The sequence below is a fragment of the Kitasatospora sp. NPDC058492 genome, from assembly GCF_042720685.1.
Lineage (GTDB): Bacteria > Actinomycetota > Actinomycetes > Streptomycetales > Streptomycetaceae > Kitasatospora.
The window spans coordinates 60817-85559 of the sequence record NZ_JBHXMU010000026.1 but is presented as its reverse complement, the minus strand read 5'-3'; the positions used below and the strand labels follow the sequence as shown (position 1 = coordinate 85559).

Here is a 24743-nt window from a genome sequence, read left to right as displayed (position 1 = left end):
CAAGATCACAGACAGGTCACCCGTTCGTCACCCGGTGTTCGCTCTCCGACCGGCTCCGACGGGCCCGGGGAACGGGCTCAGCCGCTCCACCCCACGTCCTGGAAGCGCGGCCAGCCGTACCCCCAGACCCCGGCGCCCGCGACGCCCGCCCGGACGCCGACCAGCTCGGGCCGCTGGTAGAGCGGCACCGAGTGGCCGAGCTGCCAGATCCGCACGTCCGCCTCCTGGAGCAGGCCGAGCCGGGCGGCCGGGTCGAGCTCGGCGGTGGCGCGGTCGAAGAGCCGGTCGATCTCCTCGGTTCCGCTGCGGGCGTAGTTGCTGCCAGGGTCGAGGGTGCCGTCGGCGTCGGGCCGTGGCTTGGCGTAGACGGGCCGCTGCTCGCTCGCCGGGCTGGTGCCGGCGGGCCAGGAGAACAGGGCGAGGTCGTACTCCCCGGCGGCCAGTTGGTCCTGGACGAAGGTGTCGGCGGACGCCGTCACGGCCTTCACCTCGACACCGGACTCGCCGAGGTCGGCGGTGAGCGCGTCGGCGGTCCGCTTGGCGGTCGCGGAGCCGGCCGGGACGAGCAGGGTGAGGGTGAGCTCCTTGTCGTCCTTGGTGCGGGTGCCGCCGGTGTCGGGCCGCTTCCAGCCCGCCTCGTCGAACAGCCGGGCTGCGTCGGCCGGGCCGGCGGCCGCACTGTTGTCGCGGTAGCCGTCCTGGTCGCCGGCGAGCAGGTGGCTGCCCAGCGGGGCGCCGGGCAGGCCGAGCGGGGTGAGCGCGGCGTCGGCGATCCGCCGCCGGTCGACGGCGCGGGTCAGGGCGAGCCGCAGGGCCGGGTCGGCGAGCGGGCCGTGGGCGGAGTTGAGGGTGAGCTGGGTGAGCGAGGCGCCGACGGCCCGGTGCACGATGACGCCGTGCAGTCCCTCGGCCCGCCGCAGGGCCAGCGCCGCGGCCTCGGGTGCGGCGCCCGGGGGCGCCGCCTCGGCGGTCGGCGTACCGGAGGCGGCCGGGGTGTCGGTCGGCGTGGCGGAGGCGGTGGGCGTTGCGGAGGCGGTGGGCGTTGCGGAGGCGGCCGGAGCGGGCGCGGGCACCGCCTGGTCCACCGCCGCGGTGAGCGGGGCGATGTCCAGCCGGTTCTGGTCGAGCGCGTCCAGCCGGCCCTCCGGCGGCGTGGCGATGAACTCGATCCGGTCGGTCTTCGGCTGGTCCCCCCACCACCGCGGGTTGCGGGCGAGGACGACCTGCCCGCCCGCGGCGTCGTACCCGGAGACGGTGTACGGCCCGGCGCTCAGGTGCTCTCCGCCGGCCAGCGCCCGGTTGAACGCGGCCGGGGTGGCCGTCTCGGCCGCCGGGTAGAGCGGGCCGAACAGCGAGCGCCATTCGGCGTACGGGCGCCGGAAGGTCACCCGGACTTCGTGCGGGTCGGCGCCCTGGGCGATCGCCTCGATGGCGTCGTACCCGGCCGGGCGGCCGCCCTGGTAGGCCGGGTCGAGGCCGGAGAGGGCGGCCCGCTGGGCGGTCAGGTCGGCGGCCGTGAGCGGGGTGCCGTCGCTCCAGACCGCGCGCGGGTTGAGCCGGTAGGTGACGACCTGCGGCTGCTTCCCGGGCGGGGTGGACTCGGCGCCGACCAGGTAGTCCGGGTCGGGGACGAGCCGGCCGTGCCCGTCGGGCCGGAACAGCGAGGGGTAGAGGGCGTGCGCGAGCAGTGCCGAGTCGGCGGTCGCCTCGCCCTGGTAGACGTTGAGCGTGGCCGGGACGCCGTCCACGGCCCAGCGCAGCCTGCCGCCGCCCCGGACGGCGGTGCGGTCGGCGGTCCGGACGTCCCCGGTGCCGGAGGTGGGGTCGGCCGAGGCCGGCGCGGGGTCGGGGGTACGGGCCGGATCCGGGCCGTACGAGCAGCCGCCGAGGCCGGCGGCGAGCAGCAGCGCGACGGCTGCGGTGGTGAGCTGGCGGACGCGCATGGCGGCCATGGAACGCCGTCCGGGCGCCCGGGCCCGGGCCGACACGGCGGACCGCCCGCCGACTGCACCCGGACGGCCGAACCGCCGAGGGCCTCCAGCCGCCCTAGATCCCCAGCTCGAACCAGACGATCTTGCCCTTGGGCGTCCGCCGGCTGCCCCAGCGCTCGGCCAGCAGGCTGACCAGTTGCAGGCCGCGCCCGCCCTCGTCGGTCTCCTGGGCGCGCCGCTGCCGGGGCTGGGCGTAGCCGTCGTCCCAGACCTCGCAGACCAGGCCGCGGTCGCGCAGCAGCCGCAGCCGGATCTCGCCCCGGCCGTGCTTGAGCGCGTTGGTGACCAGTTCGCTGACCAGCAGCTCGGTGGTGTCCACGAGCTCCTCCAGGCCGCGGGTCAGCAGCCAGCTGCAGGCCAGCTCGCGGGCCTTGGCGACGGAGGTGGGCTCGGGCGGCAGGAACCAGTTGCCGACGGCGTCCTCGGGGAAGGCGTGCACCTTGGCCATCAGCAGGGCGATGTCGTCCTCGCCGTGGTGCGGGTTGAGCTCGCCGAGGACGTGCTCGCAGAGTTCTTCGAGGCCCTTGCCCTTGGCCGACAGCGCGGTGCGGAAGCCGCGCAGGCCCTCGTCCAGCTGGTGCTTGCGGCTCTCCACCAGGCCGTCGGTGTAGAGGCCGAGGATGGCCCCGTCCGGGAGGGTCAGCTCGACCTCCTCGAAGGGCTCGCCGCCGACGCCGAGCGGCAGGCCGGGCGGGACGTCGAGCATCCGGGCGGGTTCGCCGGGGCTGAGCAGGACGGGCGGCAGGTGGCCGGCGTTGGCGATCCAGCAGCGCCGGGTGACGGCGTCGTAGACCGCGTAGACGCAGGTGGCCAGGTAGACCTCGCGGGCCTCCTCGTCGGCGGCGGAGGTGAGCCGGCCGTACGGAGTGGGCGGGCCTGCCGCCACGGTGTCGCCGCCGAGGCCGCGGGCGATCTCGTCGAGGGCGGTGAGCACCTCGCCGGGCTCCAGGTCGAGCATGGCGAGGGTGCGGACGGCGGTGCGCAGCTGGCCCATGGCGACGGCGGCGCGCAGGCCGCGCCCCATCACGTCGCCGATGACCAGGGCGGTGCGGTTGCCGGGCAGCGGGATGACGTCGAACCAGTCGCCGCCGACCTCGGTGTTGTTGTTGCTGGGCAGGTAGCGGCAGGCGATCTCCAGGCCGCTGGCGGCCGGGTTGCCCGGGGGCAGCAGGCTGCGCTGGAGGATCAGGGCGCGCTCGTGCTCGCGGCGGTAGAGCCGGGCGTTGTCGATGCAGACGGCGGCGCGGGCGACGAGTTCCTCGGCGATGGCGACGTCGCGGGCGTCGAAGGGCTCGCTGCCGATCGCGCGGGAGAGCTGGACGAGGCCGAGCACCTGGTCGCGGGCGACCAGCGGGACGATCAGGGTGGAGCGCAGCAGCGGGTCGGGCCCGGGCTCGGGGACGACGCTGCGGCCGGTGCGCAGCGCCCGGGCGTGCGGGGAGCGTCGCGGGTAACAGAGGGTGCCGCCGGCCTCGGCGATGGGCAGGCCGGTGACCGAGCCGAGCACCGAGGAGGCGCCGCCGATGACGCTGGAGACGGCGACCCGGCGCAGTTCGCCGCTGCCGTCGGTGAGCACGGTGTCGCCGAGCCGGCCGGCGCTGGGCACGGTCTCGCCGGAGAGCAGCGCGGTGTACAGGTCGACGGTGGCGAGGTCGCAGAACGGCGGGACGACGACGTCGAGCAGTTCCTTCGCGGTGGTCTCCAGGTCGAGGGTGGAGCCGATGTGCGCGCTGGCCTCGTTGAGCAGGGCGAGGTTGCGGCGGACGCCGTCGGCCTCGCGCTCGGCGACGTGCCGGCTGGTGACGTCGGAGACCTGCCCGGCGAGGCCGATCGGCTGTCCGGCCGCGCCGTTGAGGCGGTACAGCGAGACGGCCCAGAGCCGGTTGCCCTCGCGGGTGGGGACGGCGCCGTGGAAGCGCAGGTCGAAGACGGGCTCGCCGGTGGCGAGGACCTTGCGCAGGGCGGCGGTGAGGCGGTCGGCCTCGGACGGCGGGAAGAGGTCGTGCGGGGTGAGGCCTTCGAGGTCGGTGGGGGCCAGGCCCATGCCGGAGGCGAAGGCGTCGTTGACCCGCTGGAGGCGCAGCCGGTCGTCGAAGAGGATGAAGCCGGTGGGCGTCTGCCCGAAGACGGCCTCGGAGGCGGCGAGGTCGGTCTCGACCCGGCGCAGTCGGCCGAGGTCGACGGCCAGGCAGGTGGCGCCGGCGGTGGGCAGGGCGCTGTCGGGCATCAGGTAGAGCTCGGCGAGGCCCTCGCCGCCGGCGGCGTCCCGGTAGGGGGCGGTGCCGACCCACTCCTCGCCGGCCAGGGCGCGTTCCAGCCGCGCGCGGCCGCGCTGCCAGAGTTCGCGGGGGACGAAGGTGGTGATCGGGTCGGCGCCGACGGCGTCGGGGGCGGGGACGCCGAAGAACTCGGCGGCGCGCTCGCTCCACTGGCTGATCCGGCCGTCGGGGCCGATGGTGAAGGTGGCGACCCGGATGTAGTCGTAGATCGACCCGGGGCCGCCCGCGCCCCACGGGTGGTCCGCGGCCCCGGGGTGGTGACCGAGGCCCACGGGGCCGGCGCCGGGCGGGTCCGCCGGTACGGGCAGGTGCGGTGAACCGGCCTGCCCGGGCACGACAGCATGACCGCTGCTGCTCGGCGCGTTCCGCGCCGGGGTGCTGTTCAACGGACCGACCCCTCCAACCCGCGACCGTCCGGATGTCGAGAAGACCGAGTATTCATCATCGAGGGGTACGTTCACACGCCCTCAACATCACAACATCAGATCGGGCGAAGGTTTTTGTCCTACCGCCCGCGCAACCACAATGCCACGTCCGCGCCCCCTTCCGGGCTGCGCGCTCCCCCCGGCCACCTGCTGGCATATGCGGTTCCGTCCTCCTCGCCCCCGCTCGGGCTCACGCCCCCGACCCGCTGCGCTCCCTATGACTCGTCGGGCTCATTACCCGGCAGCGTCTGCTCGAACCAGACCACCTTGCCGATGCCCTCGGCCCGGGCACCCCAGCGCAGTGCCAGGCGGCGGACCAGTTCCAGGCCCCGGCCGCCCTCGTCGGCCTCGGCCGCGTGCCGCTCCCGGGGCGGGTCGGGCAGCGGGTCGGAGATCTCGACCAGCAGCGTCTCGCCGAGCGTCAGCCGCACGCCGATGGGGGCGCTGGCGTACCGGACGGCGTTCGTGACCAGCTCGCTGACCAGCAGCTCCGTGGTGTCGGTGAGCTCCTCGACGCCCCACTCGGCGAGCGCGGAGCGGACCAGCCGGCGGGCCCGGGAGACGGCGGTGGGCTCGGCGGGCAGGGTCCAGCCGACCGTCGGGGTGCCGGCCTGGCCGTGGCCGAGCCGGGCCAGCAGCAGCGCGACGTCGTCCGGCTCGCGGCCCTGCTCCATGGTGCCGAGCACGGCCTCGCAGGCGGCCTGGATGGAGGCGTGCGGCTCCTGGAGCACGGTGACCAGCCGGCCGAGGCCGACGTCGAGGTCCTTGTCCCGGGACTCGACCAGGCCGTCGGTGCAGAGGGCGAGCAGGCTGCCCTCGGGGATCTTCAGTTCGACGGATTCGAACGGGACGCCGCCGACGCCGAGCGGGGCGCCGGAGGGGAGGTCGAGGATCCGGCCCGCGCCGCCGCGCAGCGGGCCGCCGGTCCGGGTCGGCTCCCCGCCCTCCTCGCCCGGCACCACCAGGACGGGCGGGATGTGCCCGGCCTTGGCGACGGTCAGTCTGGCCGTCCCCGGGTCGAACACCGCGTAGACGCAGGTGGCGAGCAGCGCCTCGTCCGGGCCCTGGGCCAGGTCGTCGGCCAGTTCGTGGACGTGCCGCAGCAGGACGTCCGGCGGCAGGTCGAGGGCGGCCAGCACCCGGACGGCGGTGCGCAGCCGGCCCATGGTGGCGGCGGCCCGCAGTCCGTGGCCCATCACGTCGCCGACCACCAGCGCGGTGCGGTCGCCGGGCAGCGGGATGACGTCGAACCAGTCGCCGCCGACCTCGGCGCCGCTGCTGCCGGGCACGTACCGGTAGGCGACCTCGACGCCGGTGGGCTGCGGGACCTGCTGCGGGAGCAGGGTGCGCTGGAGGGTGAGCGCGGCGGTGCGCTCGCGGGCGTACAGCCGGGCGTTGTCCAGCGAGCTGCCGGCCCGGTCCGCCAGCTCGACGGTGAAGGCCAGGTCGTCCCGGTCGAAGCCCTCCCGGTAGCCGCCCCGGCTGACCAGCAGCAGGCCGATCACGATGCCGCGGGCGCGCAGCGGGACGACCAGCATGGAGTGCACGCCCAGGTCGTGGGCGGCCTGCGTCTTCGGGTCGCCGGGGTACGTCACGTCGTCGAGCTGGTCCGCGCCGGAGAGCAGTTCGGGGACGCCGGTGCGCAACACCCGGCCGCAGGCGGAGTCCTCGGCGAAGGTGATCCGGGCGCCGCGGCGGAGCATCACCTCGACCTCGGGGCCGTCCTGGACGGAGGCGGTGCCGAGCTGGAGCAGCGAGGTGCGGCGGTCGTGGCCGTGCCGGGGCAGGTCGTCGCCGTGCGCGACGGCCTGCAGCAGGATCACCGCGGAGTGGTCGGTGAGCCGGGGGACGACGGAGCTGGCGAGCTCCTGGGCGATCCGGGCGGCGTCGAGCAGGTCGCCGACCCGGGAGCCGAACTCGTTGAGCAGCGAGAGCCGGCGCCGGGCGTGCTCGACCTTGGCGACGGCGCGGTAGCGCTCGGTCACGTCCATCACGGTGCCGGAGATGCCGAGCACCCGGCCGGAGCGGTCGGTCATCCGGCTGTAGGAGATCGAGCGGTAGCCGGAGCGGGCGGTGACCGGGGAGGCCAGGGTGACGTCGATGACCGGCTCGCCGGTGGCCAGCACCTGGCGCTGGATCGCGGTGACCTCGTCGGCGGCCCGCTCGGGCAGGGTCTCGCCGGTGGTCCGGCCGACGTGGTCCTCCAGGGCGACGCCGTTCATCTCGGCCAGGGTCTGGTTGACGGCGGTGTAGCGCAGCTCGGTGTCCATGATCGCGATGCCCAGCGGGGACTGCTCGAACAGCGCGTCACGGACGGCGAGGTCGCGCTCGACGGCCCGGACGGCGGCCGCCTCGGCCATGTTGACCTGGAGGAACGGGGTGCCGTCGCCGTCCACCAGGAGGGAGATCCGGGCGTCCACCGCGATCGGCACGCCGTCCCGGTCGCGCAGTTCGGCGTTGCCGGCCCAGCGGCCGTGGCGCAGGGTGTCCTGGATCGCGGCCCGGATCCGGCCGACCTGCTCCTCGTCGGGGATCAGCTCGTCGATCCGGCGGCCGACCAGCAGCTCGTTCGGCCAGCCGAGCAGTTCCTCGGCGGCCGGGCTCCAGAGCACCACCCGGCCCGCGGTGTCCAGGATCGCGATGGCGACCTTCAGCATGTCGAGCAGGCTGCCCTCGCCCGGCACGCCGGGGCCGTACGGGGCGTCGGACGGCCCGCCGGGGAACGGTCGGGCGGGCCGGCTGCGCAGGCCGGGCCGGGGGCCCGGGTCGGAGACGGGGACGGCCAGGGCCGGCGCCGGCTGGTCGGGCCGCGGGACGTCGGGCCGTGGGACGTCAGGGGCATCGGCGGCGTCCCGCCGACGGCGGCCGGCCGGCGGCTGCGGGGCTGCGGGCTGGGCACCCCGGCGCAGCCGGGCGCGGGCGGCTGCGCTCCCCGCGGCGCCTGTCCGCCGTGCTCCTCCGCCGCCGTTCCCGGTACTCGACACCGACGGGGCCTCCGGCTCTGGTCGGGATCGGCGTCGCCGGCTGGGGCGGCTCACCGATGGTGACGAATAGTGCCGAAAAGTGACATACCCAGCAGAACCCAGGCTATCCCGGCCGCCGGGTCGTCTTGTCTGATTGACCTACCCCGTACCCTGCGCGTCGCACACCGGCTCAGGCCGCCCTATGCATGGAGCAACCGGGCGACGTGCGGCAGGACGTCGCGGTCGTGCTCGATCCAGTCGACGCTGTCCAGCTCGGCCGGGCCGAGCCAGCGCAGCTCGTCGTGGTCCTCCAGGGGACGGGGGTCGCCGGCCAGCAGCTCGGCCGCCCAGAAGCGCAGCTCCAGACCCGGCCGGACGCTCCACGCGCCCGGCAGCCGTTCCAGCGCCCGCGCCCGGACACCCAGTTCCTCCAGCAGCTCCCGCTCCAGCGCCTGCGCCTCGGTCTCGCCGGGTTCGGCCTTCCCGCCCGGGAACTCCCAGCGCCCCGCCACCGCCGCGGGCGCGCTGCGCCGGGCGGCGAGCACCCGGCCCCGGTGGATGAGGGCGCCGCCGACGACGATCCGGGGCTCGACGGGGTTCTCGCTGGCCTTGTCCATGGGCCCGACCTTAGGTCCTGTCCGCCCCCGCGCCGTCCGCAGCCTCGGGCACGGCCTCGACCCAGTACAGCTGCTTGTGGCCGCGGGCCTCGAACTCGGCCGCCAGCCGCTCCGCCGCGAGGCGGTCGAGCCCGCCCGCGACCAGGAAGCGGTTGCCGTTGTCGTCCTGCCGCATCACCCGAAAGGCGCTCATGGCGGGGAGCGTATCCCCGGCCTGCGTGGGGGTCGGGCCGGGGATCCGCCCCCACGACGCTACGGACGGCTCGCTACCGGCAGGTACGGGCGCGGTTAACGGCGGGTAACCCGGCCACGCCCGGCGGCTCAGAACCGTCGGCGGCTCAGACCCCTCGGCGGCTCAGACCTGGAGGTCGGGCACCTGCTCGCCGGTGGACAGGCCGAGCCCGCGCCGGATCTCGATGCTGAGCGGCACCGACTTGGTCACCAGCGCCCGGGCCCGTCGGACGTCGCCCTCCAGGTCGTCGCCGGAGGCCGCCGCGCCCCAGGCGGTCGCGGCCGCCTCCTGGGCCGCGGCCAGCTTGCGGACCGCCGGCTTGACCTCGGCCGGCCACGCCGCCGACGCCTTGTTCAGCGCCGTGGCCTCCGCGTGGGAGGCGGTGGACATCCGCCGGGCCCACGTCCGGTACTCGGACGACGCGTCCGCGAAGCCCTTGCTCGGCTGCTCCGCGTAGGCGTCGTTGAAGCCCCGGACGGCCTCCAGGTAGGCCAGCTGGGCAGGGTTCAGGCTGCCCCGGTCGGTGCGGACCGTCCCCAGGTGCTCGCCGTCGCGGTCCTCGAACGCGCAGGTGACGTAGCGGTCGCCGGACCTCCAGTTGCCCCGGGTCGGGTAGAGGTAGACGTCGTCCATGCCGTCCGGGATCGCCCACTGGTCGAGGGCGTAGTCGTCGAGCACCGTGCGGCACAGGTCGACGGCCCGCAGGCGGACCGTCGCCTCGCCCGGGTAGGACGGGCCGTCGCTCGCCGGGATCCGGGCGGTGCCGGCCACCTCGCCGTGGTGCGGGGCCGAGCACGGCACCCGGCGGACCCAGTAGAGCGTCTCGTCGCCGCCCTCGGGGTCGGCCCGGCTGCCGTTCTCGGGGGTGTTGTAGCAGTCCCCGGACTTCAGCGCGGCCCACGGGACGGATCCGGCCGGGGCCTTCGTGGACTGGTCGAACCTGCCGCCCCCGGGGAACTCGAAGGTCGAACCGGCCACGGCGAGCGACAGCAGCACCGTGCCGACCACGCCGAGCACCAGGCCGGTCACCGCCATGCCGAAGCCTCGCTCCTTGCGGCGGTTGATCTGGACCAGCGCGATGATGCCGAACACCAGGGCCACCGGCGCCACCACGACCAGGCCGGTCACCAGGGCGGCGACCGCGAAACCGTTGGTGACGGGGGCGGGCCGGGGGTAGGGGAAGCCGGGCTGGAGGCCGGACTGCGCGGCGGGCGGCACCGATGCCCAGCCGCCGGCGGGCAGCGGCGGGGGCGGTGGCTGCGGCGGGGCCTGCGACCGGGACTGCGACGGCAGGGGCGCGGCCCACGGGTTGGCGGGCGCGGTCGGCGCGGTCGGCACGGGCGGGGCGGCGGGCGCGGGCGGCTCGGGCTGCGCCTGCTGCTCCGCCTGCTCCGACTGCCCCGTCCGCTCGGCCTGCTTCGCCGTCGCGGCCTCGTGGGCCGGTATGCGGGGATCGGCCGCGGGCGGCTCGGACGCAGGCTTGGACACGTGGACTCCCCCGGCCCGCCGGTACGGGCATCGACTCGGCAGCTCGACTCGTCGGCTCGCCCCCTCCAGCAGCGGGCCGGACGGGCCCGAACGGCCCCGGTACGAGCGGACGCGCGACTTTACCCGATCTTTCCGAACGCCCGCGCGACCGTTTCCCCACCCCGCCGCCCGGCCCCGCCCTCGACCCGTCGCCGGCCCCGACCCTGCCCCCGGTCAGCCGCGCGCCAGGATCTCGCCGTGCAGCATGGAGAACCAGCCGTCCCCGGCGGCACTCCACTCCTGCCAGCCGGCCGCGATCCGCGCCAGTTCGGCCCGGTCCGCGAAGCCCCGCTCCACCGCCGTCCGGCCGATGGCGGAGCCGGTCACCCGGTCCGCCCACATCCCGCCCCACCAGGCACGCTGCTCGGGCGTCGCGTACGTCCAGGTGGTGGCGGTCGCGGCGATGTCGGTGAAGCCCGCCGCCCGCGCCCAGGACAGCAGCCGCCGCCCGGCGTCCGGCTCGCCGCCGTTGGCGCGGGCGATCCGCTCGTACAGTTCCAGCCAGCGGTCCAGCGCGGGCGCCTCGGGGAACCAGGTCATCGACGCGTAGTCGACGTCCCGGGCCGCGACCACACCGCCCGGCGCCGCGACCCGGCGCATCTCGCGCAGCGCGGCCACCGGGTCGGCCACGTGCTGCAACACCTGATGGGCGTGCACCACGTCGAACTCACCTTCCCGGTACGGCAGTTCGTGGACATCGGCGATCTCGAACACGACATTGGACAGGCCCCGGCCGGCCACGTACGCGGCGGCCTGCTCCAGCACCTCGGCGGAGGTGTCCACGGCCACCACGCGACCGCCCGGGCCGACCAGCTCGGCCAGGTCGGCGGTGATCGTGCCGGGCCCGCAACCGATGTCCAGCAGCGCCTGCCCGGGGCGCAGTTCGGGCAGCAGGTAGGCGGCCGAGTCGGCGGCCGTCCGGGAGCGGTGCGAGCGCAGCACGGCCTCCTGGTAGCCGTGGGTGTAGACGGTGGCGGGCTGCTGTCCGGTCATGGTGTCCCCCTGGGGCGTGGTCGGTTTCCGCGACGCCTTCGACGCTAGCGGACGTTCCGGATGCCGAGAAGATTCGTCTCACCTGTCGATCACCCGGCGACTGCACCACCCCCGGCGGCCGTACCGTGGGGGCGCACCCGAGAGAACGGTCCCCCCGCCCATGCCCGGCCAGCGCCCCTTCGTCCTGCTGAGCGCCGCGATGTCCCTCGACGGCCACCTCGACGACGCCTCCCCCGACCGCCTGCTGCTCTCCAACCGGGCCGACTTCGACCGGGTCGACGCCGAGCGCGCGGCCGCCGACGCCGTCCTGGTCGGCGGCAACACGCTGCGGGCCGACAATCCGCGCCTGCTGGTCAACGACCCCGCACGCCGGGCCGCCCGGCTCGCGGACGGCCGCGCCGAGTACCCGCTGAAGGTGACGCTCAGCGCGAGCGGCGCGCTCGACGCCGGCCTGCGCTTCTGGCACACCGGCGGCGCCCGGCTCGCCTACACCACGGACGCCGGCGCGACCGTGCTGCGGCCCCGCCTGGACGGGCTGGCCGAGGTGGTCGCGCTCGGCGGCGCGGTGGACCTCGGCGCGGTTCTGGACGACCTGGGCGCGCGCGGGGTGCGCCGCCTGATGGTCGAGGGCGGCGGCGGCGTGCACACCCAGTTCCTGGCCCAGGGCCTGGCGGACGAGCTCCAGCTGGCGGTCGCCCCGCTGCTGGTCGGCCAGGCCGAGGCGCCGAGGTTCGTCCGCCCGGCCGCTTTCCCGGGTGGCCCGGCCCGGCGGATGCGCCTGCTGGAGGCACGTACGGTGGACGACGTCGTCCTGCTCAGGTACGCCCCGAAGGAGCCCGCCCCGTGACCGGAGCCCGTCCCGCGACCACCGACCTCGACCACCTGCGCCGGGCCGTCGAACTCTCCCGCCGCTGCCCGCCGTCCGCGACGGCCTTCTCGGTCGGCGCGGTGATCGTCGGCGCCGACGGCGAGGTCCTGGCGGAGGGCCACAGCCGGGAGGGCGACGCGCACGACCACGCCGAGGAGGCGGCCCTCGGCAAGCTCCCGGCCGGCGACCCGCGGCTGCGCGGGGCGACCGTCTACAGCTCGCTCGAACCGTGCGGACAGCGCGCCTCGCGGCCGGCACCGTGCGCCCGACTGCTGATCGCGGCGGGCGTGCCGCGGGTGGTGGTGGCCTGGCGCGAACCGGACCTGTTCGTCACCGACTGCCAGGGCACGGCCCTGCTGGCGGCGGCCGGGGTCGAGGTGGTGGAGCTGCCGGAGCTCGCCGAGGCGGCCCGCGCGGTCAACGCCCACCTGCTCGGCTGATCTTTTGTATCATCGGGGAACAAAGCTCGTCCTTCCTTGCCCGAGGAGCAGCCCCATGCCCACCGCACCCCTCCAGCTGACCGCTCGCGCCCTCCTCCTGGACATGGACGGCACCCTGGTCAACTCCGACGCCGTGGTCGAGCGCTGCTGGCACCGCTGGGCCGAGCAGCACGGCCTCGACCCCGTCGCCGTACTGGCCGTCGCCCACGGCCGCCAGGGCCACGCGACGATGGCCGAACTGCTGCCCGACCGCCCGGTGGAACTCAACCTCGCCGACAACCGGCGGATGCTCGCCGCCGAGCGCGCCGACACCGACGGCGTCGTCCCGATCCCCGGCGCCGCCGCCTTCCTCGCCGCCCTGAACGGCCTGCCGCACGCCCTGGTCACCTCCGCCGACGAACCGCTCGCCCGCGTCCGGATGGGCGCCGCCGGCCTGCCGATGCCGCCCGTCCTGGTCACCGCCGAGTCCGTCGGCGCCAGCAAGCCCGACCCGGAGGGCTTCCTCAAGGGCGCCGCCGCCCTCGGCTTCGCCCCCGCCGACTGCCTCGCCTTCGAGGACTCCGACGCCGGCATCACGGCCGCCCGCGCCGCCGGCATCCGCGTCATCGGCATCGGCCCCCGCGCCACCGCCCACCGACCCGACGCCCACGCCGCCACCCTCGACAACATCACCGTGACCACCACACCGGACGGCGTCATCACCGTCAGCATCCACCCCTGACCGAGCCGACCGCCCGCCCCGCAAGACCGCTCGATACATTGTGTACACATGGAACACTCGGTACTCTTGAGCGCATGACGCAGCCCTTGCCCATAGAGTCCATCCGCGACGTACGCGCGCACCTGGCCGAGGTCGTGGAGCGCGCCGACCGGGACGACGTACCCACGGTGATCACGCGCCGAGGCAAAGAAGTCGCCGCCGTGGTGTCCATCGAGGTACTTCGGAAGTACCAGAAGTGGGAAGAGCGCGAGATCAACCGGATCATCGACGAGCGCATGGCGAATCCGGCAGTCGGTATCCCGATCGAGGACGTCATGAGGGAGACGCTGGCGCGCAATGAGTGAGTTCCGGACGGTCTTCCGACCCGAGGCCCAGGCCGAACTCCGGAAGATCCCTCGCGACATGGCGCTGCGCATCCTGGCCAAGCTGACCGAACTGGAGACCGATCCCCTCGGCTTCAACACCACTGCGCTCGTCTCCCAGCCCGAGCGTCGCCGCCTGCGCGTCGGCGACTACCGCGTCGTCTACACGATCGACAACGGGGAATTGGTGATCTGGGTCGTCCACGTGGGACATCGGTCCACCGTTTACGAGGCCTGACGACCACGGACCCGGCGTCGGAACATCCAGCACCCATCCAGCACGATGGCGCGGAAGGGGCCGGACTCGACAGAGCCCGGCCCCTTCCGACCTGCACATTCGACCAATCAGTCAACTCGTAGCAACCAGGCGGCTACACGTTGAAGCGGAACTCCACCACGTCGCCGTCCTGCATGATGTATTCCTTGCCCTCGATGCGGGCCTTGCCCTTGGAGCGGGCCTCGGCGATGGAGCCGGTCTCGACCAGGTCGGCGAAGGAGATCACCTCGGCCTTGATGAAGCCCTTCTGGAAGTCGGTGTGGATGACTCCGGCGGCCTCGGGGGCGGTGGCGCCCTTCTTGATGGTCCAGGCGCGGGTTTCCTTGGGGCCTGCGGTGAGGTAGGTCTGCAGACCGAGGGTGTCGAAGCCGACCCGGGCGAGGGTGGCGAGGCCGGGCTCCTCCTGGCCCATCGACTGGAGCAGCTCCAGGGCCTCGTCGTCGTCGAGCTCGATCAGCTCGGACTCGATCTTGGCGTTGAGGAAGATCGCCTCGGCCGGGGCGACCAGCTCGCGCTGGACGTTCTTGAAGTCCTCGTCGGCCAGCTCGGCCTCGTCCACGTTGAAGACGTAGAGGAAGGGCTTGGCGGTCAGCAGGTGGAGGTCGCGGATCGGGGTGGTGTCGAAGCCGGCCTCGAAGAGGGTCTTGCCGGTCTCCAGGACCGCCTGCGCGGCCTCGGCGGCGGCCAGCACGGGGGCGGTCTCCTTCTTCAGGCGCGCCTCCTTCTGGAGCCGCGGCAGGACCTTCTCGACGGTCTGGAGGTCGGCCAGGATCAGTTCGGTGTGGATGGTCTCGATGTCGTCCTTGGGCGACACCTTGCCGTCCACGTGCACCACGTCCGGGTCGGTGAAGGCGCGCACGACCTGGCAGATCGCGTCCGACTCGCGGATGTTGGCGAGGAACTTGTTGCCCAGTCCCTCGCCCTCGCTGGCGCCGCGCACGATGCCGGCGATGTCGACGAAGTCGACGGTGGCCGGGAGGATCCGCTGGGAGCCGAAGATCTCGGCGAGCTTGGCCAGCCGCGCGTCCGGGACGCCGACGACGCCGACGTTCGGCTCGATGGTGGCGAACGGGTAGTTGGCCGCCAGCACGTCGTTCTTGGTCAGGGCGTTGAACAGGGTCGACTTGCCGACGTTCGGCAGGCCGACGATTCCGATCGTGAGCGACATGAAGCGCAGTCCCGTGGGCTTGGAGGAGTTGGGTCGGCACCGTGCGGGCCGACCCCCAAGTCTACGGGCAGCGCCTCACGCCCCGGTCGCCGCCGGGAGGGGCTCCGGGAACTCCGGCCGGGTGCCGGGGTGGCTGGGCCGGACAGGTCAGGCCGCTGAACGACGATCACATCAGCACTCCGCCAGGAGACACGGGACAAGACCTGAACGGTCCATTACACAGTGTGGCGATGATCGGACCGTACGTTGGGCGGGTGGAGCAGAGCATCCGTACCCAGCCGCCAGGGCCCAGACGCCGACCGCCGAACGGCGCGGCCGGGGCCGCCGTCCCCGGGCCCGGCCGGGCTCCCGAGACCGCCGGAGCCCCCGCAGCCCCCGCCGCCGCCCCCGCCGCCCGGCTACGCCCGGTAGCCGGGCCGCCCGCCGCCGCCCGCCCGGCCACCCCCAGGCTGCGGTTGCGGCTGCCGCTGCCCGGACGCTCCGAGACCCCGCTGTACGGGCGGCGCCGGACCGGACGGCCGACCCGGCTGACCGCCATCGGCACGGGTGTGGCCGCCGTGCTGGCGACGCTCGCCGTCGCGGGCCTGGACCGGCTGCTGTTCGACGGCCTCGGCTGGCTGTTCGGCCTCGGCTACCTGGCCGTCTGCTTCCAGCTGGCCGTCCGGGTGCGCTACGTCGACCTGCTGGCCGCACCGATCAGCGGGCCGATCGCCTTCGCGCTGGCGCTGCTGCTGCTCGGGCCGGTCACCTCCTCGGGCGTCACCGCCCAGGTGGTGGCGCTGGCGACCGGGCTGGCGCTGCGGGCCGGCTGGCTGTTCTCCGGCACCGGGCTGGCCGCGCTGATCGTGCTCGCCCGGTTCGTGGCCCAGCGCCGGATCCAGCGCTCCCGCTGAGCGGCGCCTCGGGCGGGCGGCCTCAGCCCGCCGCCCGGGCCGCCGCCATGGCGGCGCCGACGATGCCCGCGTCGTTGCGCAGCTCGGCCGGCACCACCCGCGCCTCCCGCTCCCGCAGCAGCGGCAGGAACTTCTCGTGCTTGCGGCTCACCCCGCCGCCGATCACGACCAGTTGCGGCGAGAACAGCATCTCGACCAGGTCCAGGTACTCGTCGACCCGCCCGGCCCACTGCTCCCAGATCAGCCCGTGCCGTTCCTTGGCGGCCGAGGAGGCCCGGCGCTCGGCGTCCTTGCCGCGCAGTTCCAGGTGGCCCAGTTCGGTGTTGGGCACCAGCACGCCGTCGACGAAGAGCGCGCTGCCGATGCCGGTACCGAAGGTGAGCACCAGCGCCACGCCCGACTGGTCGCGCCCGGCGCCGTGCACGGTCTCGGCGAGCCCGGCCGCGTCGGCGTCGTTGAGCACGGTCGCGGGCAGGTCGAGCGCCTCGCGGAACAGGCCCGCGGCGTCCAGGCCGATCCAGCCCTTGTCCACGTTGGCGGCGGTTCTGGTCCGGCCACCGACCACCACGCCGGGGAAGGTGAGCCCGACCGGGCCCTGGTGGTCGAACTGGCGGACCACCTCGCAGACGGCGGCGACCACGGCCTCGGGGGCGGACGGCTGCGGGGTGAGCACCTTGTACCGCTCCTGGGCCAGCACGCCCCGGGCGAGGTCGACCGGGGCGCCCTTGATGCCCGAACCGCCGATGTCCACGCCGAATACCGCCGTCATCACGTCCACCCTCCGCCGGGGCCGCGGACCGCTTGTCCACAGCCTGTGCACAAAACTACGAGAGGGCACGGGCGGACGCACAGCAGAAAACCCGGCAACCCCGAGGGGGGTACCGGGCTCTGCGCGAAGGGCCTGGGAGCCGTCCGGGAGCGGTCCCAGGCTCGGCCCTACAGCTTGCCCGCCGCCTCGGCGCGCAGGTCGCGGCGCAGTTCCTTGGGCAGCGAGAAGATCAGGTGCTCCTCGGCGGTCTTGACCGTCTCGACCGTGTCGTAGCCGCGCGCGGCCAGCCACTCCAGCACGCCCTCGACCAGGATCTCCGGGACGGAGGCGCCGCTGGTCAGACCGACCGTGCCGACGCCCTCCAGCCAGACCTCCTGGACCTCCTCGGCGAAGTCCACCAGGTGGGCGGCCTTGGCGCCGTACTCCAGGCCGACCTCGACCAGGCGGACGGAGTTGGACGAGTTCTTGGAGCCGACCACGATCAGCAGGTCGGTCTCGGGGGCCATCTGCTTGACCGCGACCTGGCGGTTCTGGGTGGCGTAGCAGATGTCGTCGCTGGGCGGGCTGACCAGCGCCGGGAAGCGCTTCTTCAGCTCGCCGACGGTGGCCATGGTCTCGTCCACCGACAGGGTGGTCTGGGACAGCCAGACGACCCTGGACTCGTCCCGGACCCGCACGTTGGCGACGTCCTCGGCGCCGTCCACCAGGTGGATCCGGTCCGGGGCCTCGCCCATCGTCCCGACGACCTCCTCGTGGCCCTCGTGGCCCACCAGCAGGATGTCGAAGCCCTCGTCGGCGAAGCGCACGGCCTCCTTGTGCACCTTGGTGACCAGCGGGCAGGTGGCGTCGATGGTGGCCAGCCGGCCGGCCTTCGCCTCGTCGTGGACGGCCGGCGCGACGCCGTGCGCGGAGAAGACCACGATCGAGCCCTCGGGCACCTCCTCCGTCTCGTCGACGAAGATCGCGCCCTTCTTCTCCAGGGTCTGTACCACGTACTTGTTGTGGACGATCTGCTTGCGGACGTAGATGGGCGCCCCGTACTGCTCCAGGGCCTTCTCCACGGCGATCACGGCGCGGTCGACACCCGCGCAGTAGCCCCGGGGGGCGGCGAGCAGGACACGGCGCGGCGCGGTGTTGGACATGGCTCCATCGTACGGGCGGCGCCGAGCCGCGCCGACGGGAGGCGCTTTCCGGACAGACCCGGTCGTCGGTGCTCAAATGTGGTGTCTATGAGCTCTGCGAACGGGCAAACGGAACCGGGCGGCCTGCGCCGCAGCCTGAGCGTCCGCGACCTGATGGTCTACGGCCTGCTGTTCATCGCTCCGATGGCACCGGTCGGCGTGTTCGGCGTCCTGGACGCCAGGAGCCACGGCGCCGTCGCCACCGTCTACCTGGCCGCGACCGTCGCGATGGGCTTCACCGCCTTCTCGTACGCCCAGATGGTGCGCGCGGTGCCGCAGACCGGCTCGGTGTTCGCCTACGCGCGGGCCGGGCTGGGCGAGGGGCCCGGGTTCATCGCCGGCTGGATGGCGATGCTCGACTACCTGCTGATCCCGGCGGTCGCCTACCTGTTCTCCGGGATCGCGCTGAACTCGCTGGTGCCCGGGGTCTCCCGCTGGGTCTGGACGGCGCTCGCGGTGGTGCTGACCACCGCGCTCAACCTGATCGGCGTACGGACGGCGGCCGTGGTCGGCTTCGCGGTGCTCGCCCTGGAGATCGCGGTGCTGGCGGTGTTCGTCGCCGCGGCCGTGGTGGCCCTGGTCCAGGGCGGCGCCCGGCGCGGCTGGGACACCCCGTTCACCGCCGTCGGCGCCTTCTCGCTGACCGCGGTGATCTCGGCCGTGTCCGTCGCGGTGCTCTCCTACCTGGGCTTCGACGCGATCGCCACCTTCGTCGAGGAGGCGGTCGGCGCCTCGGCGGCGGTGGCCCGGGCCGTGCTCTGGTGCCTGGCACTGGCCGGGGTGCTGTTCGTCACCCAGACCTACCTGGCGGCACTGCTGGAGCCGCTGGGCCCGCAGCAGCTGGCGGCCGACCCGGCGGCGCAGGGCTCGGCCTTCTACGACACGGTGGAGAGCGGGGTCGGGCACTGGCTGCACGTCCTGGTGGCGGCCAGCAAGGCGATCGGCGCGGCCTTCGCGGCGCTGGCCGGGCAGGCGGCGGCCGGGCGGCTGGTCTACGCGATGGGCCGGGAGGGACGGCTGCCGCGCGTCCTCGGCACGGTCGACCCGGCCACCGCGGTGCCGCGCCGGGCGCTGCTGGCGGCCGCGGTGATCACGATGGCCGCGGCGGTCTGGGCGGCCAACCGGGACGACGGGCTGGACCAACTGACCTCGGTGGTCAACGTGGGCGCGCTGACCGCCTTCGCGCTGCTGCACGCCTCGGTGATCGGCTGGTACACGGTGCGGCACGGCTCCCGGGACCGGGTGCGGCACCTGCTCGTCCCGGCCCTGGGGATCGCGGTGATCGCCGCAGTGGTCTACGAGGCCTCGACGACCGCGCAGCTCGTCGGGCTGATCTGGCTGGCGGTCGGGCTGGTGGTGCTGGGCGTCCAGGGCTCCCCCGCTCCGGGCGGCCCTGTCGGCCGACGCCGCTAGGGGCGGTGTCGGCCGGCGCCGCTAGCCTCATACGCATGGCCAACACCAGCTCCCCCGAAGCCCCGATCCCGGTCGGCAAGGTCTCCGCGCTGATCGGCGGCTGGATCGACCGGCTCGGCGCGGTCTGGGTGGAGGGGCAGATCACCCAGCTCAGCCGCCGGCCGGGGGCGGGCGTGGTGTTCCTGACCCTGCGCGACCCGCAGGCGGACGTGTCGCTCACGGTGACCTGCTTCCGCTCGGTGTTCGACCAGGTCGCGGACGTGGTGCAGGAGGGCGCGCGGGTCGTCGTGCACGCCAAGCCGGAGTGGTACGCGGCGCGCGGGCAGCTGTCGCTGCGGGCCTCGGAGATCCGGCCGGTCGGGCTGGGCGAGCTGCTGGCCCGGCTGGAGCAGCTGAAGCGGCGGCTCGCCGGGGAGGGCCTGTTCGCGGCCGAGCGCAAGCGCCCGCTGCCGTTCCTGCCGCAGTGCGTCGGGCTGGTCACCGGGCGCGGCTCGGCGGCCGAGCGGGACGTGCTGGAGAACGCCCGGCGGCGCTGGCCGGCCGTCCGCTTCGAGGTGCGCAACGTCCCGGTGCAGGGGGTCAGCGCGGTGGAGCGGGTGAGCGCGGCCGTCCGGGAGCTGGACGAGCACCCCGAGGTGGACGTGATCATCGTGGCCCGCGGCGGCGGCAGCGTCGAGGACCTGCTGCCGTTCTCGGACGAGGGGCTGGTGCGGCTGGTCGCGGCCGCCCGTACGCCGGTGGTCAGCGCGATCGGCCACGAGCCGGACCAGCCGCTGCTGGACTTCGTCGCCGACCTGCGCGCCTCCACCCCGACCGATGCCGCCAAACGGGTGGTTCCGGACGTCGGCGAGGAGCTGGCCAAGGTCCGCCTGCTGCGGGACCGTGCCCGGCGGCACGTCCTCGGCCGGGTCGAGCGCGAGCAGCACGGGCTGGACGGCGTGCGCAGCCGCCCCGCGCTGGCCGCCCCGCACCGGATGCTGGACGGGCGCGGCCAGGAGGTCACCGCGCTGCTGGAGCGGGCCCGGCGCACCCTGCGGCACCGGCTGGACCACGCGCAGAGCGACCTCGGGCACACCCTCGCCCGGGTGGTCGCGCTGTCCCCGGCGGCCACCCTGGAGCGCGGCTACGCGGTGCTCCAGCGGACGGACGGCACGGTGGTGACCGACCCGGCGCAGGTCACGGCCGGCGAGGGGCTGCACGCCCGGGTCGCGGGCGGGGCCTTCGACGTCGCGGTGGACGACGGTCAGGGCTCGTAGGAGCGCCCGGCGTCGCGGTGGACGACGGCCTGGGCTCGTAGGAACGCCCGGCGCCACGGTGGACGACGGTCAGGCCTCGTGGGAGCGCTGCCGGGAGAGCGCGATGGAGTGCTCGCCGAAGCCGAGGCTGCGGTAGAGCGCCTCGCCGCCACTGCTGGCGTGCAGGTCGATCCGGCCGACCCGCTGGTCGTCGAACCAGTCCAGAAGCGCCTCGGTGCAGGCCCGGGCGTAGCCGCGCAGCCGGTGGCCGGGGTCGGTGCAGATGTTGAAGACGAAGCCGAACCGGCCGTTCGGGTTTCCCGGCGCGGGCAGCCGGTGCTCCAGCGTGCCGACCGCGCAGGCGGCGAGCCGGCCGGGCCGTCGCGGATCGTCCACCACGAAGGACGGCATGGTCAGTTCCCCGGCCGGGACGGCGAGGCGCTCGCGCAGCATCTGCTCGGCGGTGGCCTGCCAGGGCCCCGGCCCGGTCAGGCCGGCCATGCTGGGCATCGCCTCGAACATCAGGTCGCGCAGCCGGACGAGCTCGGGGGCGTCGGCCGGGGCGGCGGGTCGGACCGTGATCATGCGGCGGAGGGTAGCGCCGCCGGCCGGCCGGACGCATCCGATTTCGCCCCGCCGCCTCACCCGCTGCTTTCGCCTCGCTGCCTTCACCCCGCCGAGGCCGTTCCGGCTTTCGCCCCGCCGCGGCCGTTCCGTCGGCGCTGCGCCGACTCTGTCGGCTCCAGCCCCTACGCTGGCACGCATGGCAGAGCAGCAGGAGCAGCAGGACGCGGCGGCACCGACCCCGGACGACGCGCTGGGCTACGAGCACGCCCGGGACGCGCTGCTGGAGGTGGTCCGGCAGCTGGAGAACGGCGGGACGTCGCTGGAGGAGTCGCTGGCGCTGTGGGAGCGCGGCGAGCAGCTGGCGAAGGTGTGCCAGCGCTGGCTGGACGGCGCCCGGGCCCGGCTGGACGCGGCGCTGGCCGCCGAGGAGGACGGGGCCGCTGGCGGGGAGTGACGCGGCTCACAGCAGGCCGGGGAATCGTTGAATCTTCACCCATGTTGAGATGGTGTGACCGGCCACGGCCGGTCAATCCGACGAACCCCCCTCCCGCATGAGGTGCAGACAAGCATGACCACCGACGCCCTGGTACTCGACGCCGCCGCTCAGGACCTGCTGTTCCGCGAGGCCCGCACCGCGAACACCTTCACCGACGAGCCGGTGACCGAGGAGCAGGTCCAGGCCATCTACGAGCTGGTCAAGTACGGCCCGACCGCCTTCAACCAGCAGCCGCTGCGCGTCGTCCTGGTCCGCTCGACCGAGGGCCGCGAGCGCCTCGTCCAGCACCTGGCGGACGGCAACAAGGCCAAGACCAGCACCGCCCCGCTGGTCGCCATCCTCGCCGCGGACAACGAGTTCCACGAGGAGCTGCCGACCCAGTTCCCGCACTTCCCGCAGGCCAAGGACGTGTTCTTCTCCGAGCGCACCGTCCGTGAGCGCTCCGCCTCGCTGAACGGCGCGCTGCAGGCCGCCTACTTCATCATCGGCGTGCGCGCCGCCGGCCTGGCCGCCGGCCCGATGACCGGCTACGACGCCGAGGGCATCAACAAGGAGTTCTTCGGCGACGGCGAGCACTCGGTGCTGGCCGTGGTCAACATCGGCAAGCCGGGCGACGAGGCGTGGTTCCCGCGCTCGCCGCGCCTGGCGTACGACCAGGTCGTCACCACGGTCTGATCCGCCGCACGCGCGAGGGCCCGCACCGGTTCGTCCGGTGCGGGCCCTTTCCGTATGCGCACGGGGGCGTTCGGGGTCGTACGGGCGCGTCCGCGGGGCGTCCGCGGGGGCGTACGGAGCCGTTCCCCCGGGGGCGGCCCGGGGGGACGGGCTACTTGAGCGCCTGGGCCAGCTCGGCCAGTTCCTCGTAGGAGGCGGTGCCGGTGAGCACGGTGGTCGCGTCGCCGGTCTGCACGGTCAGGGCGCGGGACTTCTCGCCCTGCACCCGCTCCCAGGTGCGCCCGGCGACCTCGGAGGTGCCGTCCGGCTTGCCGCCCGCGATCTTGTCGGCCAGCAGCGCGTCGCGCGGGACGTCGCTCTGCTCGACCGCCGCGTACTGGCCGGACGGCGTGACGAAGCCCAGGTGCCAGGCGTTGCCCTTGCCCTTGCTGATCGCGGCCGGCTGGTAGCCGACCGAGGTGGCCCGCCACTGGTCGGACAGCCCGTCCGGGGAGAGCAGCGGGTACGGCGCGCCGCGCTTCGCGGAGGCCGCCGCCACCTTGTACTCGACCACGTGCACCGGGTCGCTGTTCGCGTCGTGCGGAAGGAACAGGTACCCGATCCAGACCACGGCGCCGACCGCCAGCATCGACAGGACCATGTCCCGTACGGTCTCCCGGCCCCTCATGCGTTTGCTCTCTCCAGCCACCCCCACATGGTGACTCATCCCTACGGCGGTACGGCCACCCGGGGTGCCCGCGTACGGGTGAAGCGGGACGAACCGACCAGGTCGGGCGCCGGGTGGCGACCCGCGCCACAGACAGTCATCCCATAGGCAGATACGATCGCAGGACCCTCACCACGGCGTTCGACCAGGCAGTAGTCGGGCGCTTACTGGCCGTCGCGTACAGAGAGGTAACGACGATGACCACGCAGTACCCGAACCACCTTCCCAGCGCCCTGGAGGTCGCGCCCGAGGCTCCGGACCGGAACCTCGCGCTCGAACTCGTCCGGGTCACCGAGGCGGCCGCGATGGCCGCCGGCCGGTGGGTCGGCCGTGGCGACAAGAACGGCGCGGACGGCGCCGCCGTCAAGGCGATGCGCACCCTCGTCTCGACCGTCTCGATGAACGGCGTGGTCGTCATCGGGGAGGGCGAGAAGGACGAAGCCCCGATGCTCTACAACGGCGAGCGGGTCGGCGACGGCACCGGCGCCGAGTGCGACGTCGCGGTCGACCCGGTCGACGGCACCACGCTCACCGCCAAGGGCATGAACAACGCCGTCGCCGTCCTGGCCGTCGCCGACCGCGGCACCATGTTCGACCCCAGCGCCGTGTTCTACATGGACAAGCTGGTGGCCGGCCCCGAGGCCGCCGAGTTCGTCGACATCACCGCCCCCGCGGCCGTCAACATCCGCCGGGTCGCCAAGGCCAAGGGCAGCGCCGTCGAGGACGTCACGGTCGTCGTCCTCGACCGCCCGCGCCACGACGGCCTGGTCCGGGAGATCCGCGAGGCGGGCGCCCGGATCAAGTTCATCTCCGACGGCGACGTGGCCGGCGCCATCATGGCCGCCCGCGAGGGCACCGGCGTCGACCTGCTGATGGGCATCGGCGGCACCCCCGAGGGCATCATCGCGGCCTGCGCCATGAAGTGCATGGGCGGCGTCATCCAGGGCCGGCTGTGGCCCAAGGACGACGCCGAGCGGCAGAAGGCCCTCGACGCCGGCCACGACCTGGACCGGGTGCTCACCACCGACGACCTGGTCAGCGGCGAGAACGTGTTCTTCGTCGCCACCGGCATCACCGACGGCGAGCTGCTGCGCGGCGTGCACTACCGCCAGGAGACCGCCACCACCAGCTCGCTGGTGATGCGTTCCAAGAGCGGCACGATCCGCGAGATCAACTCCGTCCACAAGCTGTCGAAGCTGCGGGCCTACAGCGCGATCGACTTCGACCGCGCCAACTGACACCGGGCAAGCGCACCCGCGGCCTCGGCGGAATCCCCCTCCGCCGAGGCCGCGGCGCGTCCGGCCCGGGGCACACCCGGAGCCCCGTCAGCCCGCTATCCTCCGCTGCCCCGCGACCACCCTGGTCGCCTCGCGCAGCTCCGACTCCCGGCGGCGGCGCCGGGCCAGCACCACCCGCCGCTCGGCGGCCGTCAGCCCGCCCCAGACCCCGTACGGCTCCGGCTGCGCCAGCGCGTGCTCGCGGCACTCCAGCAGCACCGGACACCGGGCGCACACCTGCTTCGCCTGCTCCTCGCGCGACAACCGGGCCGCCGTCGGCTCCTTCGAGGGCGCAAAGAACAGCCCCACCTCGTCCCGCCGGCAGGCCGCGCCGGTGTGCCAGGGGCTGTCCTCGCCCGAGGACGCGCCCTGGGCGACGGTCCGGGAGCCCTGGCCGCCCGGGGGGTGCGGCTGCGGACTGCGCTCCAGCAACTGCGCGGCGGCGACGGGCGAGGCGGTGCGGGACTCGATCGGATGCAGCACGGCCGTACTCCTGACGAGACTCTCGGACACGGGGAAGCTCGCTCCCCTGCCCGGCTGCGAGCCCCCGCTGTCCAACCCCGAGTCGGCCGCTGGGCCGCCTCCGGTGCGCAGCCGTACAAGAAGCGATGTGCGGAAGGAACTACCCCGCCCGCCCGCGATTCATGCACACTGCACGCAATCGACTA

At 74.3% G+C, this 24743-nt stretch carries 22 protein-coding genes and 1 pseudogene; 10 read left to right on the top strand and 13 right to left on the bottom strand.

The genetic code is table 11. From position 1 onward, the window contains the following. Positions 1–77 precede the first annotated feature (77 nt). From ACFWPI_RS19045 to ACFWPI_RS19015, 7 genes are all read right to left on the bottom strand, one after another. Positions 78–1943, bottom strand: coding sequence for an ABC transporter family substrate-binding protein (locus ACFWPI_RS19045; protein ID WP_380374700.1), 1866 nt, complete (start codon positions 1941–1943; stop codon positions 78–80). Positions 1944–2046: 103 nt separating this feature from the next. Further along, positions 2047–4656 carry a SpoIIE family protein phosphatase gene (locus ACFWPI_RS19040; RefSeq protein ID WP_380374702.1) on the bottom strand — a complete coding sequence of 870 codons (2610 nt, stop codon included), beginning with the start codon at positions 4654–4656 and terminating at the stop codon, positions 2047–2049. 254 nt (positions 4657–4910) lie between these two features. Beyond that, positions 4911–7679 (bottom strand): SpoIIE family protein phosphatase, encoded by a 2769-nt coding sequence (locus ACFWPI_RS19035; RefSeq protein WP_380374704.1) that lies wholly within the window; start codon positions 7677–7679, stop codon positions 4911–4913. A gap of 179 nt (positions 7680–7858) precedes the next feature. Beyond that, positions 7859–8275, bottom strand: a complete 417-nt coding sequence (locus ACFWPI_RS19030; protein WP_063347964.1) for an NUDIX domain-containing protein — start codon at positions 8273–8275, stop codon at positions 7859–7861. Positions 8276–8285: 10 nt separating this feature from the next. After that, positions 8286–8468, bottom strand: a complete 183-nt coding sequence (locus ACFWPI_RS19025; RefSeq protein WP_380374706.1) for an SPOR domain-containing protein — start codon at positions 8466–8468, stop codon at positions 8286–8288. Between the two features lie 162 nt (positions 8469–8630). Next, positions 8631–9995, bottom strand: a complete 1365-nt coding sequence (locus tag ACFWPI_RS19020) for a DUF4190 domain-containing protein (RefSeq protein WP_380374708.1) — start codon at positions 9993–9995, stop codon at positions 8631–8633. A gap of 213 nt (positions 9996–10208) precedes the next feature. After that, positions 10209–11027 (bottom strand): methyltransferase domain-containing protein, encoded by an 819-nt coding sequence (locus tag ACFWPI_RS19015; RefSeq protein WP_380374710.1) that lies wholly within the window; start codon positions 11025–11027, stop codon positions 10209–10211. A 160-nt stretch (positions 11028–11187) separates the two neighbouring features. On the opposite strand from ACFWPI_RS19015, the pseudogene ACFWPI_RS19010 reads away from it, so the two are divergent. The 4 genes and pseudogenes from ACFWPI_RS19010 to ACFWPI_RS18995 all read left to right on the top strand — a co-directional run bounded on the left by ACFWPI_RS19010 (position 11188) and on the right by ACFWPI_RS18995 (position 13656). Then, positions 11188–12335 (top strand): annotated as a pseudogene (locus ACFWPI_RS19010) (dihydrofolate reductase family protein). Positions 12336–12390: 55 nt separating this feature from the next. Next, positions 12391–13056 (top strand): HAD-IA family hydrolase, encoded by a 666-nt coding sequence (locus tag ACFWPI_RS19005; RefSeq protein WP_380374712.1) that lies wholly within the window; start codon positions 12391–12393, stop codon positions 13054–13056. Between the two features lie 74 nt (positions 13057–13130). Beyond that, the gene (locus tag ACFWPI_RS19000; RefSeq protein ID WP_380374713.1) at positions 13131–13400 is read left to right on the top strand and encodes a type II toxin-antitoxin system Phd/YefM family antitoxin; all 270 of its coding nucleotides are present in this window, start codon (positions 13131–13133) and stop codon (positions 13398–13400) included. Next, positions 13393–13656: a type II toxin-antitoxin system RelE/ParE family toxin gene (locus tag ACFWPI_RS18995; protein WP_371517250.1), complete on the top strand. Its 264-nt coding sequence runs from the start codon at positions 13393–13395 to the stop codon at positions 13654–13656. Before ACFWPI_RS19000 ends, ACFWPI_RS18995 begins: the two co-directional genes overlap by 8 nt. A gap of 133 nt (positions 13657–13789) precedes the next feature. Here ACFWPI_RS18995 and ychF read toward each other — a convergent pair whose 3' ends face one another. After that, on the bottom strand, positions 13790–14863 hold the full coding sequence (gene ychF, locus ACFWPI_RS18990) for a redox-regulated ATPase YchF (RefSeq protein ID WP_063347971.1): 1074 nt from the start codon (positions 14861–14863) through the stop codon (positions 13790–13792). Positions 14864–15117: 254 nt separating this feature from the next. Between ychF and ACFWPI_RS18985 the strand changes: the two genes are divergently transcribed. Continuing rightward, complete coding sequence (locus ACFWPI_RS18985) at positions 15118–15756, top strand: DUF6542 domain-containing protein (RefSeq protein WP_380424926.1); 639 nt, start codon at positions 15118–15120, stop codon at positions 15754–15756. A gap of 22 nt (positions 15757–15778) precedes the next feature. Here ACFWPI_RS18985 and ppgK read toward each other — a convergent pair whose 3' ends face one another. Both ppgK and ACFWPI_RS18975 read right to left on the bottom strand, forming a co-directional pair. Next, complete coding sequence (gene ppgK / locus ACFWPI_RS18980; RefSeq protein ID WP_380374716.1) at positions 15779–16525, bottom strand: polyphosphate--glucose phosphotransferase; 747 nt, start codon at positions 16523–16525, stop codon at positions 15779–15781. A 167-nt stretch (positions 16526–16692) separates the two neighbouring features. After that, a complete protein-coding gene (locus tag ACFWPI_RS18975; protein ID WP_380374718.1) occupies positions 16693–17667 on the bottom strand; it encodes a 4-hydroxy-3-methylbut-2-enyl diphosphate reductase in 975 nt (324 codons plus the stop codon). Positions 17668–17754: 87 nt separating this feature from the next. On the opposite strand from ACFWPI_RS18975, the gene ACFWPI_RS18970 reads away from it, so the two are divergent. Then, entirely contained in the window at positions 17755–19119 is a 1365-nt protein-coding gene (locus ACFWPI_RS18970) for an APC family permease (RefSeq protein WP_380374720.1), read from the top strand. A gap of 35 nt (positions 19120–19154) precedes the next feature. Next, positions 19155–20375 carry an exodeoxyribonuclease VII large subunit gene (xseA, locus tag ACFWPI_RS18965; RefSeq protein WP_380374721.1) on the top strand — a complete coding sequence of 407 codons (1221 nt, stop codon included), beginning with the start codon at positions 19155–19157 and terminating at the stop codon, positions 20373–20375. Between the two features lie 69 nt (positions 20376–20444). Here the strand turns inward: xseA and ACFWPI_RS18960 are convergent, their stop codons facing one another. After that, the gene (locus tag ACFWPI_RS18960; protein ID WP_380374722.1) at positions 20445–20939 is read right to left on the bottom strand and encodes a GNAT family N-acetyltransferase; all 495 of its coding nucleotides are present in this window, start codon (positions 20937–20939) and stop codon (positions 20445–20447) included. Positions 20940–21117: 178 nt separating this feature from the next. Here ACFWPI_RS18960 and ACFWPI_RS18955 point away from each other — a divergent pair, with 178 nt between their 5' ends. Together ACFWPI_RS18955 and ACFWPI_RS18950 are read left to right on the top strand one after the other, a co-directional pair. Further along, positions 21118–21375 carry an exodeoxyribonuclease VII small subunit gene (locus ACFWPI_RS18955; protein WP_063347976.1) on the top strand — a complete coding sequence of 86 codons (258 nt, stop codon included), beginning with the start codon at positions 21118–21120 and terminating at the stop codon, positions 21373–21375. A gap of 114 nt (positions 21376–21489) precedes the next feature. Next, complete coding sequence (locus tag ACFWPI_RS18950) at positions 21490–22092, top strand: malonic semialdehyde reductase (protein ID WP_063347977.1); 603 nt, start codon at positions 21490–21492, stop codon at positions 22090–22092. 151 nt (positions 22093–22243) lie between these two features. On the opposite strand, the gene ACFWPI_RS18945 is transcribed toward ACFWPI_RS18950, so the two are convergent. After that, the gene (locus ACFWPI_RS18945) at positions 22244–22759 is read right to left on the bottom strand and encodes a DUF4245 domain-containing protein (protein ID WP_063347978.1); all 516 of its coding nucleotides are present in this window, start codon (positions 22757–22759) and stop codon (positions 22244–22246) included. Positions 22760–22995: 236 nt separating this feature from the next. On the opposite strand from ACFWPI_RS18945, the gene glpX reads away from it, so the two are divergent. After that, on the top strand, positions 22996–24036 hold the full coding sequence (gene glpX, locus ACFWPI_RS18940; RefSeq protein ID WP_063347979.1) for a class II fructose-bisphosphatase: 1041 nt from the start codon (positions 22996–22998) through the stop codon (positions 24034–24036). 87 nt (positions 24037–24123) lie between these two features. Here the strand turns inward: glpX and ACFWPI_RS18935 are convergent, their stop codons facing one another. Continuing rightward, the gene (locus ACFWPI_RS18935) at positions 24124–24507 is read right to left on the bottom strand and encodes a WhiB family transcriptional regulator (protein ID WP_380342135.1); all 384 of its coding nucleotides are present in this window, start codon (positions 24505–24507) and stop codon (positions 24124–24126) included. Between the last annotated feature and the right edge of the window lie 236 nt (positions 24508–24743).

Coding starts and splice junctions, on each gene's coding strand:
- ACFWPI_RS19030 (WP_063347964.1), bottom strand. CDS start 8,275: ATGGACAAGGCCAGCGAGAACCCCGTCGAGCCCCGGATCGTCGTCGGC.
- ACFWPI_RS18975 (WP_380374718.1), bottom strand. CDS start 17,667: ATGTCCAACACCGCGCCGCGCCGTGTCCTGCTCGCCGCCCCCCGGGGC.
- ACFWPI_RS18950 (WP_063347977.1), top strand. CDS start 21,490: ATGACCACCGACGCCCTGGTACTCGACGCCGCCGCTCAGGACCTGCTG.
- ppgK (WP_380374716.1), bottom strand. CDS start 16,525: ATGACGGCGGTATTCGGCGTGGACATCGGCGGTTCGGGCATCAAGGGC.
- ACFWPI_RS18945 (WP_063347978.1), bottom strand. CDS start 22,759: ATGAGGGGCCGGGAGACCGTACGGGACATGGTCCTGTCGATGCTGGCG.
- ACFWPI_RS19045 (WP_380374700.1), bottom strand. CDS start 1,943: ATGCGCGTCCGCCAGCTCACCACCGCAGCCGTCGCGCTGCTGCTCGCC.
- ACFWPI_RS18995 (WP_371517250.1), top strand. CDS start 13,393: ATGAGTGAGTTCCGGACGGTCTTCCGACCCGAGGCCCAGGCCGAACTC.
- ACFWPI_RS19005 (WP_380374712.1), top strand. CDS start 12,391: ATGCCCACCGCACCCCTCCAGCTGACCGCTCGCGCCCTCCTCCTGGAC.
- ACFWPI_RS19000 (WP_380374713.1), top strand. CDS start 13,131: ATGACGCAGCCCTTGCCCATAGAGTCCATCCGCGACGTACGCGCGCAC.
- ychF (WP_063347971.1), bottom strand. CDS start 14,863: ATGTCGCTCACGATCGGAATCGTCGGCCTGCCGAACGTCGGCAAGTCG.
- ACFWPI_RS18970 (WP_380374720.1), top strand. CDS start 17,755: ATGAGCTCTGCGAACGGGCAAACGGAACCGGGCGGCCTGCGCCGCAGC.
- ACFWPI_RS19025 (WP_380374706.1), bottom strand. CDS start 8,468: ATGAGCGCCTTTCGGGTGATGCGGCAGGACGACAACGGCAACCGCTTC.
- ACFWPI_RS19015 (WP_380374710.1), bottom strand. CDS start 11,027: ATGACCGGACAGCAGCCCGCCACCGTCTACACCCACGGCTACCAGGAG.
- glpX (WP_063347979.1), top strand. CDS start 22,996: ATGACCACGCAGTACCCGAACCACCTTCCCAGCGCCCTGGAGGTCGCG.
- ACFWPI_RS18955 (WP_063347976.1), top strand. CDS start 21,118: ATGGCAGAGCAGCAGGAGCAGCAGGACGCGGCGGCACCGACCCCGGAC.
- ACFWPI_RS18960 (WP_380374722.1), bottom strand. CDS start 20,939: ATGATCACGGTCCGACCCGCCGCCCCGGCCGACGCCCCCGAGCTCGTC.
- xseA (WP_380374721.1), top strand. CDS start 19,155: ATGGCCAACACCAGCTCCCCCGAAGCCCCGATCCCGGTCGGCAAGGTC.